The organism is Planctomycetia bacterium, from assembly GCA_016795155.1.
In the GTDB taxonomy this organism is placed as follows: Bacteria; Planctomycetota; Planctomycetia; order Gemmatales; family HRBIN36; genus JAEUIE01.
Window position 1 is genome coordinate 72,830 of record JAEUIE010000032.1, and the last position, 16,989, is coordinate 89,818.

A 16,989-nucleotide genomic window follows, 5' to 3' on the forward strand; every position below is an offset into this window, starting at 1 on the left:
CGAGCATTAACGGTGTACCCCCTCTTTGGGGGCCTGATCCGGAAAACATGTCCATACTTATCAGAGAAGCAATGGTATATCAATTGAAAATCTCAACCAGTATTCCCATCAGCCGCGTTGGACAGCAAAAACGCCTTATCCTGGAACGAGTTCCTGCTTCTGCTATAACATCATTGCAGTTGAAATTACAGGGGGCAGCATCACAACCTGAGGTAGCCGGATATGGCAGCATACAGGTTGCTGCAACGACTGATGGGAACTCTCTTCTCCAGGCACCGGCACTGGGGGTTCTATCCAAATTGGAACTCACTTGGCAGCCAAACACAACAACATCCGCTACACAGGCAAGCGTAATCGAAGGCGATTTCCGAATTCATATAGAAGAAACCAATGGAGTTATTGAAGCAAGACTGAAGCCCGTGCCATTTGCACCAATTCAATTACCCTGGAAAATACGATTGCCAGGAAATGCACAGAATGTTCGAGCTGAGTTGTTGCGCAACGAGGGAATGAACAGCGAACCTCTTCTTGCGACTGCTCAGAGAGACGGTACATTTCTGGTTACCAGTGCCTACCCTTTGGTAACAGCCGGATTCAGAGAAATGCTTGTGCGATGGAGGCAGGCATTGCCGGATGATGAATCCTCTGAGGTTGTGCTCCTTGGCAGTTGTCAGGTTATTGAGCCAATCGGACAACAACAGACTGGCACATTGTTGTTTAATATGCCTGATGATCCGGTAGCCTTGTTTAAACCACGACAACTGATTAGCCAGGAACGAAATTCGGCAGAACGTGAATCCCGTCGCCAACAGCGTTACCGTTACGAACAGCAACCGGCTGGCTTCGAGGTATTACCTGTTGCACGGCGTTTTGTTCGCGGGTTGGTTGATGCAAAAATTCGTCATGTGGTAACAGCCCAGCCTCAATCCTGGCTACTGAGCACTGAAATTGAAATCGCCAGCAATACCAGGTCTCAACTCAGTCGCATGGAATTGAGTTGGCCAAGCGGATGGAAGCTGAATCGTCGTATTTTGCTTTCACCGTTGATCAGGGACTTAGAACATGATGAAAAGAATAATAGAGTAAGACTCAGTATCGATAGTAAACCAACTTCCCCATTGATTATCAAACTGGAAGGCCAATCGACAAGTCTTGCTGATCACCTTATCGTGACGCTGCCGCAGGTGCTGTCTGCAGAATGCCTGGTTCATGAGCGTCTTCAATCTGCAGAACTATTGATTCAGAAAGAACAGCTGAAACTGGAAAGCATGAATTCAGAATTGCGTATCTCGCAGGTAGACCCGGCGTTACAGGCGGAAAAAGTTGAAGGAGTACTGAGCCAAAATCAGTTTCGCCTATTGCGGCATCCCGCTAGTCTGACCCTTACCAGGACTTTACTATTACCTCAATATAGCAGTCGTGCAGATGTGTACATCGGCGAAAAGGAATGCATTACACGACAGACATTCCAATTCTCAAACCAGGTGGACTTTCCCCGACAGATTCAGGCATTGATTCCACGTATTGCCAGATCAACACGGTGGTTTCAACAGTTTTCAGATGGAAGAAAGCGTGAACCTGTGACATTCAAATTCACAACAATTGATGACGATGCCATGCAATTGGCTCTCTTGGATTTGCCGACATATAGTGTGAAAGATGTCAAACTTGTCTGCGAAATGGAATCTTCAGCTGATCATCCTATTACAGTTCCATTAGTCCGATTTCACCCAGGACAGGCCAGCCTGCAAAATGTGGTATCAGTTAAGTCAGTTTGTGATACCGGAATCGCTGTATCTTTACCACCTGATTTGACAGGCTGGCTTTTGCAATCCGATGGAGATTACAACGTATACCAAGGCGATTCTCTAACTCCACTCCTGGTGCTCGAGAAAAAAACAGTGCCTGTCGTGGACAAACCGGTTCCGTTAGAGCGTCTGACAACTACCGCCATGCAGCAATCAGGAAGCTGGCTGCTGGAAACAACTTTTGAACTCGGTCCAGTCAATCAAACTCATCTGACTACCATCATGCCACTCTCATCCTCGAAATGGCATTTGCTTGGTTGGAAGTACAACAATGAGACAATGCCGTTAAATCAAATTACACTGGATGAAATGGAGAACAATAGCGGTATCAGGATTCACTTGCCTGTTTCAGCTCTTGGAAAACAGATTCGCGTTTCATTAACGTATGAAGTCGAAAGATCGCAATCCTACTTCTGGTGGCGATTGCCCGTCTTGCATTTCCCAGGCGACTCACGGCAGAATCTTGTACCTCACGACTGGTTTATTCAAGGAAATTCGAAAAGTTGGCTGTGGGCAAGTAATGCTGTCGTGGCAAACTGGTTTCAAACTACGGAGGCCTGGAAGCCTGTAAGTTCACAATCTTTGGCGAATCATGAGCATATAAGTGGGTATCACCTGAGCCATTCTGGATCTGAGCATTCGCTGTGGTTAGTAACCTTACCCCGTATGTATTCCCTGATATTGATGTCGCTATCAGTTTTGGTGTTATTTCAATTCATGCTTCGTCACTATGATTGGAAACAAAGATTTGTATTATTTTTGGCTTTTTTATGGTGTTGTATCTATGCCATAATGCCCAATCTGGCGCTCGCAATACTCTGGAGCAGTGTGCCTGGTGTTGTGGCATGTCTTTTACTGAATGGATGGAACAACTGGGTGAAATCGCGAAGTCATGGGCCTCGAGTGTTTCAGTCAACCGCGCAACGTACCGTAATCAGTACCAGACAATCATTATCGGCTAAACTGCCAAAGAGCGGTTATGATGCTCCTACTGTTTTAGCTTCTAAACCTCCAGTTGCTTCATAGATGCGTTTTAATGTGCGTTACATTTTCTGTATCGTGTTCGCGTTAGTCTGGTTACACCAGCTCGCCATAGGAGATGATGCCTCCTTACCTGGTATTCGCAAAGTCTGGCTTGATACCAATGATAGTCCGTTTAATGTCGGCTCTGACAGTTGGACCAATGTCTCGCTCAAGGAGTTTCAGCAGATACTGACAAAAGCAGAGCAGATTAACAACGCTGAGAAATTTCCTCCCTGGTTGATAAAAGCTCACTATGAAGTATCGATCAAAGATCAGATCTTGCAAGGCAAATCTCAGCTTTACTTCAACAATCCACATCCCATCAAAGCATGGACAAATCTCAGTCCATGGAGCCCATCGATCCTTCCGTACAAGAAAGAAAGCGGCTTAACACTACGCACAAGTGATACCGGGCAGAATGTTCGTGCGCTCATTGAGGTCGGACGAAACCAGTTGCTTGAAATGGATTTCAATTCTTTGGGTGAAGAACGTGCAGATGGAACCTATTTTCAGGTGCAGTTGCCAACCTGTACAATGACAACCATGCAAGTACGGTTGCCTGCTGGATATCGGCTCGATTGGCCAGGCAACGCCCAATATGTTACTGGCCCTTTTCAAAATCAAGGTTCCCCAATCAGACGTTGGAACCTGATAGTGGGAAGTCTATCAAAAAGAGAAATCCAACTGATTGTTCGAAAAGAAAAAGATCAGCAACAGCAGGGATGGTTTGAATCTCGACTTGATGCTGATTTTGTAGTTGGCCAGCGTGAAGTAATTGCAAATTATGAGTTTGAACTGCTTACATGGCATGAACGATTACGGACCATCTCTATCGATTGGCCAGAGAACATTGGTATCGAATCAATCCAATTGAAGAAGTTGGATGTTGAGTTGCCCGTATCAGCCGAGAGAATCTCACCTTCTCAATTGAATTTGAATCTTCCTGAATTTCTGGATCAGCGGGTTAACATACACTTGAAAGGAAAATGGAAATATTCTCCCGATCAGCGAATCGCTTTTCATACCCCGGCGATGCAGAATACGCAGTTATCACGTTCATCGATACGTATAGTGAGCAGTTACGATCTTCCATTAATCGATTGGGATTGGGGAGATTATTTGCCCAGCCAGGCACCACAAAAAGTATTTTCGCTTGACACAGGCGCGGAAATACTGACTCTGACTCCCAGGATTCTTACTGGAAATAGTGTAGGAAAATCACCTTCTGCAAAGTTAGCACGACGGAATAACGAGATTAATTATGTAGAACGTAATTGGTGGAATATAGGACGTGAAAAGAATGAATTAACCGTGCAGTACCACTGTACTGTGTCACAAGGCAGTATGGAGTTTCTTTCGTGGCGCGTTCCAGATGGATGGCAAGTGAAGGAAATCAATAGTGAGCCTTCCGCACGTTTATATGCATGGAATTGGCAACCAGGCAAAGCTCTGATTGTACAGTTAGATAAACCCTTAGTCCCTGGAAACTCTGTATTAGTGTTGGTCAAATTAGTGAAAAATCAACTAGCAACATTCGAGATGGAACCACGCATTGAATACCTGCCCCGGCTTATACCGGTAGAGCATGGTTCGCTGACAGGCAGTTATGCCATGTCTTTTGAACGGGAGGAAACCTGGCTCCCGCCTAGTTTTCACGTAATCAAGGCGCCGGGCCAAAGAACAACTCCACCCATGGATACTTCAGAATTGTGGAGTGACCAAATTACTGTCCCCGACCTTTACTGGCAATTGCATGATTTGCAAGCCAGCGGTACGATTCAATGGCAGGAGTGGAATGAATCAATTCAGACATCAATAATAAATGAGATAAAGGATATCCGCAACGGTCTTGAGCTCATCTATCGTTTGTCAATTCGACCACATTCTGGTCGAGTTACCCAAGTCTCTGTCCGCTTTTCGAGTCCGGTTCAGAATATTGTTTGGAAGTCTGAAACTTCAACCAACAAACCATTTCAGTGGTCACCGATGAGTGCAATAGTAGGTAAACTAGTGTGGGAAACTCCGATTGTCGAAGAGATGATCCTGGAAGCCAGGCTGCCTTGGCATGTCGATCAGCCCATTCCACTTTTATTAGCAGATGATGCGAATGACATTCAATTAAAAGTGGATGAATCCTGGGAGCCTGTATGGGATCAGGGAGATAAATCCAGTTTCAAACAGAATACAGATGATACGAAATGCTGGCGACTGCTACCTCAGACGCAATCGCCACGTCTGATTCGCAAAAAGATCACCGATGATGTACTGATCAATCCGCAGTTAATTACCGTACTCAAGAATGGATATGCAGAAAATCAATACACAGTCAAGCTGGCTGCAACGTCTAATCCACTCACCCTTACAATCCCTTCCGATGCATGGCTGATTGAAGTGTTACTGGATCAGGAGACTTTGGAAACAATCTCCACTTTAACGCTTCCAGCATCTGATCGTGTTAGGATACTAAAGCTTCGATATCGGCAGCCTGTTTTTTCCCAATTCATCTATTCTAGATATCATCCTGTGTATCCGATATGGACTTCCATCAAGTCAACAGCGATTCAGCATCAGGTACAGATGGATCAGCCTGCACTCGGATTAATTGGCTGGAGTGCAACTATTAATCAGGGTGAAATACGCACTCAACAACAGCAGATTCATACTTTGTCATGGATACCGCTTGAAAAATATATCATCCTTATTTTTAGCGTATTTGCAGTCAGCTTTCTCATCGGAGTTTATTGCTCAAAATGGCTTAAAGCTTGTCTGGTAATTCTGTTAATTATTCTTGCTTTCTTATTTCCGTCATATGGCTGGGTGTTATTCGTATCAGGCAGTTTAGGTTTAGTCAGTTATCTGGTACTGAAGGCTGTGCGTACACGTTATGCCATTGTGTTGATCTTCTTGCCCGTCTTGACGTTAGCTGGTCAATCCTGGATACAGGCATGTGATGATCAAAAGATCGAAATGGTTTATATCATTTCTGATGCCACGGGCGACACTGAGAAATCGCGTGTCATGGTGCCAGCAAAACTCTGGACGTTGCTTCAGAGTAAAGCCGCGCAATCTGCGGCAGGTATTCAGCGGCCCTGGTGGATCCGAGAAGTGCACACTACCGGTGAACTGGGTCTACAGCATCTGCGTTTGACTGCAGAATGGAAAGTGGTTGTCGAAGGATCAGGGCCGGTTGATATTCCCTGGCTTGAGTCTAAGCCTCCTCAAGCTGTCAGGTTGAATGGCGTTCTACATGAGCCACGCATGGTACTAGGCCCGTTTGGTATCCAGCAATTTGTATTCAGGATCAAAGAGCCTGGAGAGCACACACTGCAGGTAGATTGGGATCTAAAAGTACAAGCTTTTCGGGGAATGGAAACAGCTTCAATCAAATGGCCAGGAGCACCAGTACAGACTTTGTCCCTAAAGCATGTTGCCAGCGATACTCAGGTTTCTGGAATTGCAGGGCTTTGGACTATCCAACCCGAAAACCAGCGATATCGACTTGATGCCGATGTCGGCATGGTAAGTGTATCAAACCTTGCATGGTTCACTCCTGCTGGAAACAATCTACCTGTTGTAGCTGATGTAGGAGTATTGTGGGAACATCGTGCTTCAGAAAGTGTTGCACATGCAGTAATCAGTTTTCAGATGGACAATACCTGGCTGGATAAAATTAGTCTTAATATTCCCCTGAACACGAGGGTAAGAAATCTGAATGTTACCGGTGATCTCTTTCCCAATCCCACTCCACGAATTCGCAATTGGAATCTTAAGGCTGGTTCAGACAGTCAGGAGCTAACGATTCAACTGCAACGTCCTGTTACTGGACGATGTGTACTCTTACTCGAATTGCCCTGGATTCGAAATCAAGTAAATGAAAAAATTCCGCTTTATGGAATCGAAGTAAATGGAGCAGACATACGAAACAATTTTGTAGCTTACCTGCTTGATGGCATCACGGGAAAGTCGGACCGGGAACTAACTCCAATACAGAAATCCCGGACAGATTTTGCCAGACCCTGGCTACCATCTCTTGCATTGTTACCTGGTAGCTCAATTATCAGGATGCCTGGGTTTCGTGAAGTCCCTGCATCGATTCAGATTCAATCTGAATATGTAGATGCTACACTTAAGACCCGATTGGATATTCAACTCGATTTGCAGCAGGTCACATATCGCTTCACTGCCGATTCGGCCGATAAGAATGTTCCGGTGTATCTCACAGGCCAGATAGACCCTGGAATCAAAATTCAGGATATATCAGGCGAAAGTGTCATACGCTGGCATCAGACTGCCATACAGTCCTCCGGACCTAGTCAACTTTTCATCTGGCTGAGCGGTAAATCAAAATCTGAACAGCAGAATCTTTTTACCATAAGAAGCAGCATTCCGATCGAGCATATGGATAAAAACAGAGTGCGTATTCCCCTATTTGCAATCAGGTGGGATGGAATCTCGATACAAGAACACTTGCCTATAACTTTGAGGAATCTACGCCCCTATCGCTCGCAGTTGGCGTCTTATTCCCCAGGTTTAATGGAACACTGGGGACCTCATCTGGAGACCAACATCCTCGGACAATGGAGTTTGCCAATTTCTATGCCTTTTGGCTCCATGATCGTGTTGCAGGAGGAATCGCGAAAACAGAGTCCGACCTTTACCAAACTATGGGATAATGCCGAGAAATGCTGGCGATACACGCTGCAAGCATCCACGGATGAAACACTCCCTGCTGAATTGGAACTTATGATACAGAATGGAAAGATAGAAGATGATTGGCAATTCGAAGCGAATGTGCCTTTGGTTTCGCGACCAGTTCGTGGTCAGAAGGCGGAGTTGGTCTGGGCTCTTCAACTCGCCAGACCTGTTAAACGTCTGCAAATCAAAATGAAACCGGCAGCCAGAAGTGAAGGCAAGCAGGTGGAACCTGTTATTTCATTCCCCGCGTGGTCAACACTCGTTTCTCCTTGAATTGACAGTTTATGATTGACGGCATCTGCCTTGGACATCAGACTTTGACTCATGTCAACCAAATCACCTTTGTCGCAGTCGAATGTTCTTCCTCGAGTCATGGGATTGTGGACTGCTATTGCTTTAGTGGTAGGAGGCACCATTGGGACTGGTGTATTTGTCAAGCCTCAGGTAGTGGCCAGGAATCTTGGTAGTTTTGACTGGGCGATATCTGCATGGATTCTCTGCGGTGTACTCGCTTTCTTTGGCTGTATGGCATTAGCTGAATTATCCGCAATGATGCCCCAAGCGGGTGGCAATTATGTCTATCTCAAACGTGGATATGGTCCGGTTGCTGGTTTTCTGTGGGGCTGGATTGAATTCTGGGTCATGCGAACCGGTTCTATTGCTGCATTAGCCTGGATGGCAACTGAAACTCTGTTCGTAGATTTCCTTCAAATTCAGTTGGAGCCTGGTGGTATTCTGATTGGCTCATTAATTGTGGTCCTGTTCCTGACCGTTATCAACGCAGTGGGGTTGAGTTGGGGAGGTGCATTCCAGAACCTCACCACCAGTCTGAAAATAGGAACACTCGTCATCATTGCGTTACTGCCGTTCTTATTTGGTTCAGCTGACATTCAGAAACTGTCTGAACAAATTGAATCGCCACCACATCGCATGGTTGGTTTCGCTGGTGCCATGCTGGCCACATTGTGGGCATATAAAGGATGGGCAGATCTGGGTGCTGTCGCAGAAGATATCGAGGAGCCATCACGCAACCTACCCCGTGCCTTCGCTTATGGCTTATTGATCATTGCTGGCTTATACGTCGCTGCCAACCTGGCGTATGCACTGGTTCTGACACCAACGGAAATGATTCAGTTGCCTGCTGGAAAAAACGTTGCAGCCGGGTTTATGGAGAAACTGCTGGCAGGCTGGGGTGCTTCTGCGAGTGAATGGGGTGGTCGTATCGTGTCGCTGATCATTGGCATCTCAGCTATTGGCGCCATGAATGCCAGTGTGTTAGTTGGTCCTCGTGGATACTTTGCCTTGGCACGCGATGGCTTATTCCCACGCTGGTTCAGCACAACTTCTGGCAGGGAAACTACTCCGTTGACATCGATACTCCTGCAAAGCCTGTGGACTTGCCTTCTGATTATTGGTTCGGAGCTTGTCAGGCGTTTCAGTATTGCGTTTACTACCAATCCATTTGATCTGCTTACCGATTACGTAGTATTTGGTGCAGTGATTTTCGAGACCCTGGCTGTATCAGCAGTGTTTCGAATGCGTTATCTGGAACCCGATCTTGTGCGACCGTTCCGTTGCTGGGGCTATCCCTGGGCTCCTGCTCTGCATGTACTGGCCATGATTTATGTGGCGGTAGAAACAGTTCGGCACCAATGGCTTCAATCTTCAGTGGCTCTCGGCTTCATTGCCCTGGGGGCAGTTGTCTATCTGCTGGTGCATGGCAGGCGTCGTTCGCTATAACAAACGCATCTTTCACAGTGAGAAACAACATGCCGCACTGGCCTGATGTCCGTGATTCCGTGATGAAACACCCTGAGGTTACCTACCTGAATGCCGGTTCGATCAGCATTACCCCGCGTGCGGTCTATGAACAGGCAGTTCAGTTGCGGGAAAAGATGCATGGCAACCCGGTTGATTACGTCTGGCGAACCAGTGCTGCTCCGCTGTGGAAAGCACGTTCTCGTCTGGCACAATTTGTTGGGACAACACCAGAGAGATTGATACTGGCCCAGAATGTTTCGCAGGCAATCAACTTCGTTGCAAGCTCCATCAAGCTGCCTGAGAACAGTGAAATTCTCACGACGGATCATGAATATCTGGCGATGCGCTGGGCGTGGGATCGTGCTGCTGAGAGGCTGAACATTCCTCTCAGAATCATGAAGCTGCCTGTACATTCACAGGACCCAGACCAACTAACGCAGGCTGTCATCGATGCATTTTCGCCCGAGACAAGTTTGTTGTTTATCAGCCACATTCTGTACACGACTGGTTTGATACTTCCCATACGTTCCATCTGTCAGGAAGCGCGTCGAAGGAGAATTCTCACAGTAATTGATGGTGCTCATGGCCCAGGCATGATTCCACTCAGCCTCGATGAAATGGGAGCTGATTTCTATGCCACCAATCTGCACAAGTGGTTTATGGCACCCAATGGTTCAGGTTTTCTCTACGTTGCTCCGGGTCGTGAACCGCTGATTGCTCCCTGGCAGGTCAGTTGGGGGTGGAAATATGATCGCGACAAGGCTCATGAACAGGGCGAGTACGGCTGTACCTACTGGCAGCGATCTTTTGAATTCGAAGGCACACGAGATATCACACCCTGGCTGACACTAGGCACAGGTGTTGATTTTCTTGACAACCTGGGTGCAGAGGTAATTCGAAACCGTCACCATGAACTGAGTACGCTGGTACGTAGGCTTTTCGACGGGCTGGAAGGATTAACATTGATCACTCCCAACCATGCCGAGTTACGAGGCGGACTTACTGCTTTTCGTATGCCCGCCAATGTAGATGGCCACAAGGCACGAAAATACCTTTGGGAAAACTACAAGATTGAAATCAACATGGTCGAGCATCCTGATGGGCCATTCTTCAGGTTATCCACGCACATCTACAACTTGCCCGAAGAGATTCAGAAACTGGCCAGCCTGGTGCCGGAGGCATTTGCACACGCACGGAGGCACTAAAGTTTTATTTTGACCAGTTGTTCCTGATGGCGTGGAGATACGCCAAACTGTTCAATGGAATAACTACCTTTTTCTGAAAACCATTGTTGCAGAAGTTTCTCTCCTTCTTTCGGGCTTGCAGGGGAGCAGGCGAAAGTTTTACCTTGGACATCACGTCGTAAATGCCCCTCCTCAACAATGATCTCACCACCTTTGATGACAAATCTGGGTGAACGAAACATCTGTTCGCGATTGGTATGATCTGAGTAAATAGTGATATCAGCATCTGCACCGGGTCCGAGATGTCCTTTGTGCTTCAGGCCAAGGATTCGCGCCGGGGCTGATCGAGTAATGATGGCGATTTCCTGCAGAGTATACTCCCGGTGCAAATCACGTAATACTGACTTTTCCTGCACGGAATGAGGCAATCGCTTGAATGCTTCCCGTCGACAGGCGGCATCCATCAGCAACGCCATGATTGCTGGATATGCAAAAAAAGAGGCTCCATTGGGATGATCAGTCGAAAGCACCACCTGCCAGGGATTTTGAGCCAGCAGCAACAACTCTAGTCCGATAGCCCATTGCCAGGCGTGAAGTGTGACCTTGTCCTTAAATTCAAATGGCAACATTCCGCAACCTGATTCAAGTTCTGAATCCAGATTGACCCACCGTTTGCCTGTCAGTTGCCAGAGCAGATATTCGAGTGGGGAATCTTCCGTGAGTGTTACCACATTGCCAAACATGACCTGCCCAATGTCGCAAGTCGTTTCGGGATGTGCATTCAGATACTCCATCAAGCGTTCCGAAGAACTGGTGATGGTGCCTTTATCGTTACCGTAAGCATGAAATTGAATATGCGTTAAATGATGCCTTCTACCTTGGAGCGCCTTCAGGGTCTGCAGCGTTATGTCAAAATTGCCCGGTACACCCAGTCGATTTGCGTGTACATGAATGGGATGAGGTAGTTTGAATCTGTCAGCAACATCGGCCAACTCAGTCATAATAGTGCGTGGAGTGATCGAACTGCTACCTAATTGAGAATCAATCGATTCAACTTCTAATGGATTGCCGCCGTGACGTTGCCAGGTGGATACAGCACCGGGATTGACGATCTTGATGCCATAGGCGCCTGTCCGATGGAGCAAAGCGGAAACGATGGCTTCCAGTCGAGATGAATCTTTCGCTGTGAGGGCATCCAGCACCTGTTTATGATTGCCCAGCAGCAACAGAAAGCCTTTATCGAGATTAGGGGTATCAGCAAGTTCAAAATGCGTTTGTCTGGCAGCCGAAGCGCTGATCGCTGCTTCGATTGCTGTTGTGTATCCGAGTGCAGCATATCGTCGTCCAGTCAATATTGCAGAAGCGAGCAATCCATCATGGTTGTTCTGAACCAGTTCTGGCAGTAGCCGACGCGCCCGATTCACACATGGCCCGGCAATGTGGCAATGCATATCCACTCCGCCCGGCATCACCACCATGCCTGAAACATCCAGTGAGCTGACTTGATCCTTCCGAGTGAATTGAGAAACGAGTTTGCCATTTTCAATCAGAATGTCCTTTATCACTCCATCAATCTGGTTGGCTGGATCATAGACTTTACCACCTTGTAGTTTCAATCGGTCAGTCATAGCTGCACCTTCCGTGAGATCGTCTCCAGTAGAGCAGCAGTAGGCGAAGGTTGTCCCTTTGCCTGTCCCACCAGTCGGAGCATTACGCCGTCGCCACGCACAATATGTGCATCATAAACCGGGCTTAACAGTGGCACCTCCATCGCAAACTCTGCTTGTTGAAAGTCCGGAGATTGGGAGATGACAATTTCCTTGAACCTGGAACGGTCGAAGTGTGGGTGCTTTTGCTTCATGGATTTCCAGAACAGGTTGGGATCTACACCAATCCAGAGAATCACATCGAGTGCATGTTGCAGAATGAGCTTTTCTGCTTCCCCCATGTGTGGCAGATACTGAGCCTGGTTGTTGCTGAATCGCAAAGGCCCGGGAAAGCCTGTCAGCCAGGTGAGGGCTTCTGTAACAGTACGTGCCTTACCGGTACTGCCGAGCAGTGATATGCCAACCCTTCGATGTGCACGCTGATGTGCAGCCCACTGCTGCCATTGTGCAACGTACGGTACATCGTCGAGTGCCAATTGAGCCAGAAAGTAGATTTGAATGCATTGAGCTTTTGTAGCCGCAGCAGAAAGTGACTTCAGATGAGCAGGTAGCAGTTCTCCTTTTTCGTCATGCAGTCGCAAATGAAGAATGTTCTTCATCCTTTCTTGCGGAGTCCACAAAACCTCCAGTTGAGTTCTGTTTTTTCCTGGCCCTTTGCTGAAGTGTCGTTCACGAAAGCGAGGTTGAACAGCATCGACACCTTTCTCAAATCCAATAAACAGTATGAGGTTAGCAGCCTGTTCTGTCTCCGCTCGACTCAGTGCAAGATCAGGTGCATCATGCCCCCAGAATCGAATAGGATCAGCAGGCCAGGTGCATAGCCAGGCATTCAATAATTCAGCCAGGCGTACCGAAGCAGCAATATCTTCTACGGTTACCAAGCTTAATCCGAGTATACCGGGACTTTGTGCATTTCTCAGAAGTTGAACAGTTCTATCAACCAGTTGTTCTTGAGAGATTAGCTGACCTTTCTGCCAGCAGCGGTCCTGGCTGTTCAATGCATGACGAATAAATGTAGTACCCTGCTCACAAGCATTGGCATACGCAATTGCTTCACCACTATGGTGCAGCTCGATGTCATCGCACAAACAGCCGCATCCTGAACATACGACAGGTCCGGCTGGTACTGCACTGGTTGGAGAGGAGTTTGTTTCCAAGTGAGTTCCGCATGAACTTACATTATTGGGACGATTATACCGTTATCGTTACAATTCACCATGTCAGGGAATGAATCTGAAGCCAACGGGAAAGTGTGGAATGAAACGAGCGTCAGCCAGGCAGAATGTGACTTTGATCGGCATGCCTGGTTCTGGGAAAACAACCATAGGCAGATATCTCGCCAAGCATTGGGGTTGGACTTTTTTCGATACCGACCATTTCATTGAATCGGGCGAAGGTAAAACCCTTGAGCAGATCATTGAAACCATTGGCTTTGTTTCCTTCGTTAATCTGGAAGGCGAGTACATCAAGAAGGTACAGGGGCAGCAACAGATCATTTCCACCGGCGGAAGTGTTATTTATGTAGATGCTGCGATGCAGCATTTACGCACCATCAGCACCATTGTTTATCTCGAAACGCCATTGCCCACTCTTGAAGAACGTGTGGGCGATTTGAAAGTTCGTGGAGTCGTCATTGCACCGGATCAGTCGCTTGCCAGTTTACTGGAACAGCGGCATCCACTCTATGTGAAGTATGCTGATGTAATAAACGTCTGTGATGGAGATGAACCAGAGTTAAGCAGTCAGGAAGTCATCAAACAGGTGGAACATCGCTGGAATACATGACAGAGAGTGTTTGGTCTGGTAAATTAGTCGAATCACAGGAGTGGTTACATGGTTCGCGTCGGTTTGGTGGGCATCGGCTTCATGGGCATGATTCATTATCTGGCTTACCAGAAAGTACCCGGAGTCAAGGTTGTTGCCATCTGTGAACGCGATGCAAAAAAGCGGGCGGGGGATTGGACAGACATTCAGGGCAACTTCGGCCCACGTGGTTCGCAGATGGATTTATCCGGCATCGACTGTTACGAAAGTTACGAAGAATTCCTTCTGAAATCTGATGTTGATCTCGTCGATCTTTGTTTGCCTACCGAGATGCATGTATCGTGGTCGCTGCAGGCACTGGCTGCAGGCAAACATGTGTTTGTCGAAAAACCTTTGGCGTTGACTACGGCAGAGGCAGATCGTTGTCTAAGTGCAGCGAAGCAGGCAGGCAAGTTGCACTTTGTCGGGCATGTGTTGCCTTTCTTCCCTGAGTTCAGCTATGCCTTGAAGTTCGTTCAAAGCGGCCAGGGTGGAAAACTGCAGGCTGCACATTTGCGACGGTTGATCTGCAAGCCACTTTGGCGGAAAGGTCCCCAGGCAGATGGCCCGGCAGTTGATCTGCACATTCACGATAACCATTTTGCCTGCCTGCTCGCTGGCACACCCAAAGCAGTTCGCAGCAAAGGCGTGGTGGATAGAGATAATGTGGTTCAGCATGTGGAAACGCAATATCTCTATGATGATGTCAGTCAGTGCATTACTTCAGCGAGTGGGGCGCTGTATCAGCAGGGATGTGGTTTTTCACACGGGTTTACCATCCTGATGGAAAAAGCCAGCTTGCTCTTCGATTCACTTGGCATTCCGCTGACCTTGTTGACTCATGATGGCAAATCAGAGAAAGTGTCGCTGCCGGGATCAGGCGATCCGGTCGATGCCTTCTCAGCGGAGATTGCTGAAGTGGTTGCATCGGTAAGGCAAGGCAAGCGCTCAGCGATACTCGATGGCAAGCTTGGTCGCGATGCATTGGCGATCAGTTTGTCGGAAGAAGATGCAGTCAAGTCAGGTCGTGAAGTGAACATTCCAACTGCTTAACAAGGGAAATCATGCAAGCACATATTACGGTTCTTCCCGGTGATGGTATCGGCCCAGAAGTGACAAGCTGCGCCCTCGAAGTTCTGCAGCGCGTTGCAACGAAGTTTGGGCATACGTTTACCACCAAAACGATGCTCGTTGGCGGCGCTTCCATTGATGCCCACGGAACGGCATTAACCGATGAGACATTGCGCGCCTGTCAGCAAAGCCAGGCTGTTCTGCTGGGTGCTGTAGGTGGGCCGAAGTGGGACAACCCGCAAGCAACGGTCAGGCCGGAACAGGGCTTGCTTGCTTTACGCAAAGGCCTGGGAGTGTTTGCCAACCTGCGTCCGGTCAAAGTGCATCCGGCACTGGTGAATGCATCGCCATTGAAACCTGAATTTTTAAAAGGTGTTGATATCCTGGTGATGCGTGAACTCACCGGTGGTTTATATTTTGCAACGCCCCGTTTTCGTGAGAAAACAGCAGCAGGATATGAACGTGCTGTGGATACTCTTGAATATGCAGACTACGAAGTGGAACGTGTGGTTGATCTAGCGTGCCAATTAGCTATGGCACGGAGAAAGAAAGTTACTTCGGTGGATAAGGCCAATGTGCTTGATTCTTCGCGTCTGTGGCGGCAGGTGACCAACCGCGTAGCAGCACGGTATCCGGAAGTAAAACTGGAGCACATGCTGGTCGATACTGCAGCTATGCGACTCATCTCAGCTCCCAGCAGTTTTGATGTTCTGGTCACCGAGAATATGTTTGGCGATATATTGACCGACGAAGCCTCGGTGCTGGCTGGTTCCATGGGCATGTTGCCCTCTGCTTCACTCGGTAAAGATGTGCCGGGACTGTATGAGCCCATTCATGGATCAGCGCCAGACATTGCCGGAAAGGGAATTGCCAACCCCATTGGAACCATTTTGTCAGTTGCACTATTGCTACGCTATTCACTGAAACTTGAGAGGGAGGCTGCAGCGATTGAAGGTGCAGTTGACCGTATCATCAGTGATGGTCACCGTTCACAAGATTTAGGCGGGAAGTTGACGACAAATCAGGTTTCTCATGCTATTCTAGAATGCTTGGCCAACTAAGCTGCCCCTTGATCATCCCAGATTGACATCCATGAAGATTGGCTACAACACCAACGGCTTTGCTCACCATCGATTAACCGATGCCTTGCATATTCTGGGTGATATCGGTTATCAATCCGTTGCGATCACACTTGACTATCATTCGCTGAATCCATTTGAGGCAGATCCGAGGCCGCAACTGGATGAAGTGAGGGCGATTCTGGAATCGTACCAGATGGCTTGTGTCATTGAGACCGGCGCCAGGTATCTGCTTGATCCCTATCGCAAACATCAGCCGACACTGCTGGATGCCGAGCCAGGTGAACGATCCAGGCGCATCGGTATGTTGCTGCGATCCATCGAATATGCTCATCATCTGGGTGCAGACGCTGTCAGTTTCTGGTCGGGCTCTCCGAACGATAAAGCACCGGCTGAAGTCCATTGGCAACGCATGGTGGATAGTTGCAGGTGGCTATGTGATCATGCAGAAAAGCGCAAAGTCCGGTTGGCTTTTGAGCCTGAACCGGGCATGCTCATTGCCTCAACCAACGATTTTGGCAAATTGCATCGACAATTGAATCATCCCTATTTTGGTTTAACCCTCGACCTGGGACATGTGCATTGCCTGGGTGAAGGTCCTATTCCACCGATTATTCGTCGCTGGAGCCATGTGCTCTGGAACATTCATGTCGAAGACATGCGACAGGGAGAACATCAACATCTGATGTTCGGCGAAGGGGAAATGGAGTTCGACTCGATTGCACAGGCACTTCACGAAGTGGGGTACGAAGGTGGTCTGCATGTGGAATTGAGTCGTCATAGCTATGACGCTGTCAATGTCGCTGCATCGGCGTTACACTACCTGCAGGAACATGGATTTGCTTCTCCTGCCAGTCGCTGCTTGGCCTAGCAGCTAGAGTTGTAGAAAGCCATCTTG

10 protein-coding genes are annotated in these 16,989 nt (G+C 47.9%); 8 read left to right on the forward strand and 2 right to left on the reverse strand.

From position 1 onward, the window contains the following. Nucleotides 1-626 precede the first annotated feature (626 nt). The 4 genes from JNJ77_12635 to JNJ77_12650 are packed head-to-tail and all read left to right on the forward strand — an operon-like array spanning nt 627 to nt 10,492. Nucleotides 627-2,834 (forward strand): hypothetical protein, encoded by a 2,208-nt coding sequence (locus tag JNJ77_12635; protein MBL8823430.1) that lies wholly within the window; start codon nt 627-629, stop codon nt 2,832-2,834. Then, on the forward strand, nt 2,835-7,799 hold the full coding sequence (locus JNJ77_12640) for a DUF308 domain-containing protein (GenBank protein ID MBL8823431.1): 4,965 nt from the start codon (nt 2,835-2,837) through the stop codon (nt 7,797-7,799). It begins immediately after the preceding gene. A 51-nt stretch (nt 7,800-7,850) separates the two neighbouring features. After that, complete coding sequence (locus JNJ77_12645) at nt 7,851-9,266, forward strand: amino acid permease (protein ID MBL8823432.1); 1,416 nt, start codon at nt 7,851-7,853, stop codon at nt 9,264-9,266. A gap of 29 nt (nt 9,267-9,295) precedes the next feature. After that, entirely contained in the window at nt 9,296-10,492 is a 1,197-nt protein-coding gene (locus tag JNJ77_12650; GenBank protein ID MBL8823433.1) for an aminotransferase class V-fold PLP-dependent enzyme, read from the forward strand. On the opposite strand, the gene JNJ77_12655 is transcribed toward JNJ77_12650, so the two are convergent. Beyond that, nucleotides 10,489-12,099 (reverse strand): formylmethanofuran dehydrogenase subunit A, encoded by a 1,611-nt coding sequence (locus JNJ77_12655; protein ID MBL8823434.1) that lies wholly within the window; start codon nt 12,097-12,099, stop codon nt 10,489-10,491. The genes JNJ77_12650 and JNJ77_12655 overlap by 4 nt on opposite strands. Next, nucleotides 12,096-13,226 carry a hypothetical protein gene (locus JNJ77_12660; GenBank protein ID MBL8823435.1) on the reverse strand — a complete coding sequence of 377 codons (1,131 nt, stop codon included), beginning with the start codon at nt 13,224-13,226 and terminating at the stop codon, nt 12,096-12,098. Before JNJ77_12660 ends, JNJ77_12655 begins: the two co-directional genes overlap by 4 nt. A gap of 169 nt (nt 13,227-13,395) precedes the next feature. On the opposite strand from JNJ77_12660, the gene JNJ77_12665 reads away from it, so the two are divergent. Genes JNJ77_12665 through JNJ77_12680 form a run of 4 tightly spaced genes read left to right on the forward strand, consistent with a single transcriptional unit; the run spans nt 13,396 to nt 16,962 of the window. Then, the gene (locus JNJ77_12665; GenBank protein MBL8823436.1) at nt 13,396-13,923 is read left to right on the forward strand and encodes a shikimate kinase; all 528 of its coding nucleotides are present in this window, start codon (nt 13,396-13,398) and stop codon (nt 13,921-13,923) included. Nucleotides 13,924-13,971: 48 nt separating this feature from the next. Then, a complete protein-coding gene (locus tag JNJ77_12670; GenBank protein MBL8823437.1) occupies nt 13,972-14,994 on the forward strand; it encodes a Gfo/Idh/MocA family oxidoreductase in 1,023 nt (340 codons plus the stop codon). An 11-nt stretch (nt 14,995-15,005) separates the two neighbouring features. Then, nucleotides 15,006-16,073 carry a 3-isopropylmalate dehydrogenase gene (leuB, locus tag JNJ77_12675; GenBank protein MBL8823438.1) on the forward strand — a complete coding sequence of 356 codons (1,068 nt, stop codon included), beginning with the start codon at nt 15,006-15,008 and terminating at the stop codon, nt 16,071-16,073. Nucleotides 16,074-16,104: 31 nt separating this feature from the next. Continuing rightward, nucleotides 16,105-16,962 carry a sugar phosphate isomerase/epimerase gene (locus tag JNJ77_12680; GenBank protein MBL8823439.1) on the forward strand — a complete coding sequence of 286 codons (858 nt, stop codon included), beginning with the start codon at nt 16,105-16,107 and terminating at the stop codon, nt 16,960-16,962. The last annotated feature ends 27 nt before the right edge of the window (nt 16,963-16,989 follow it).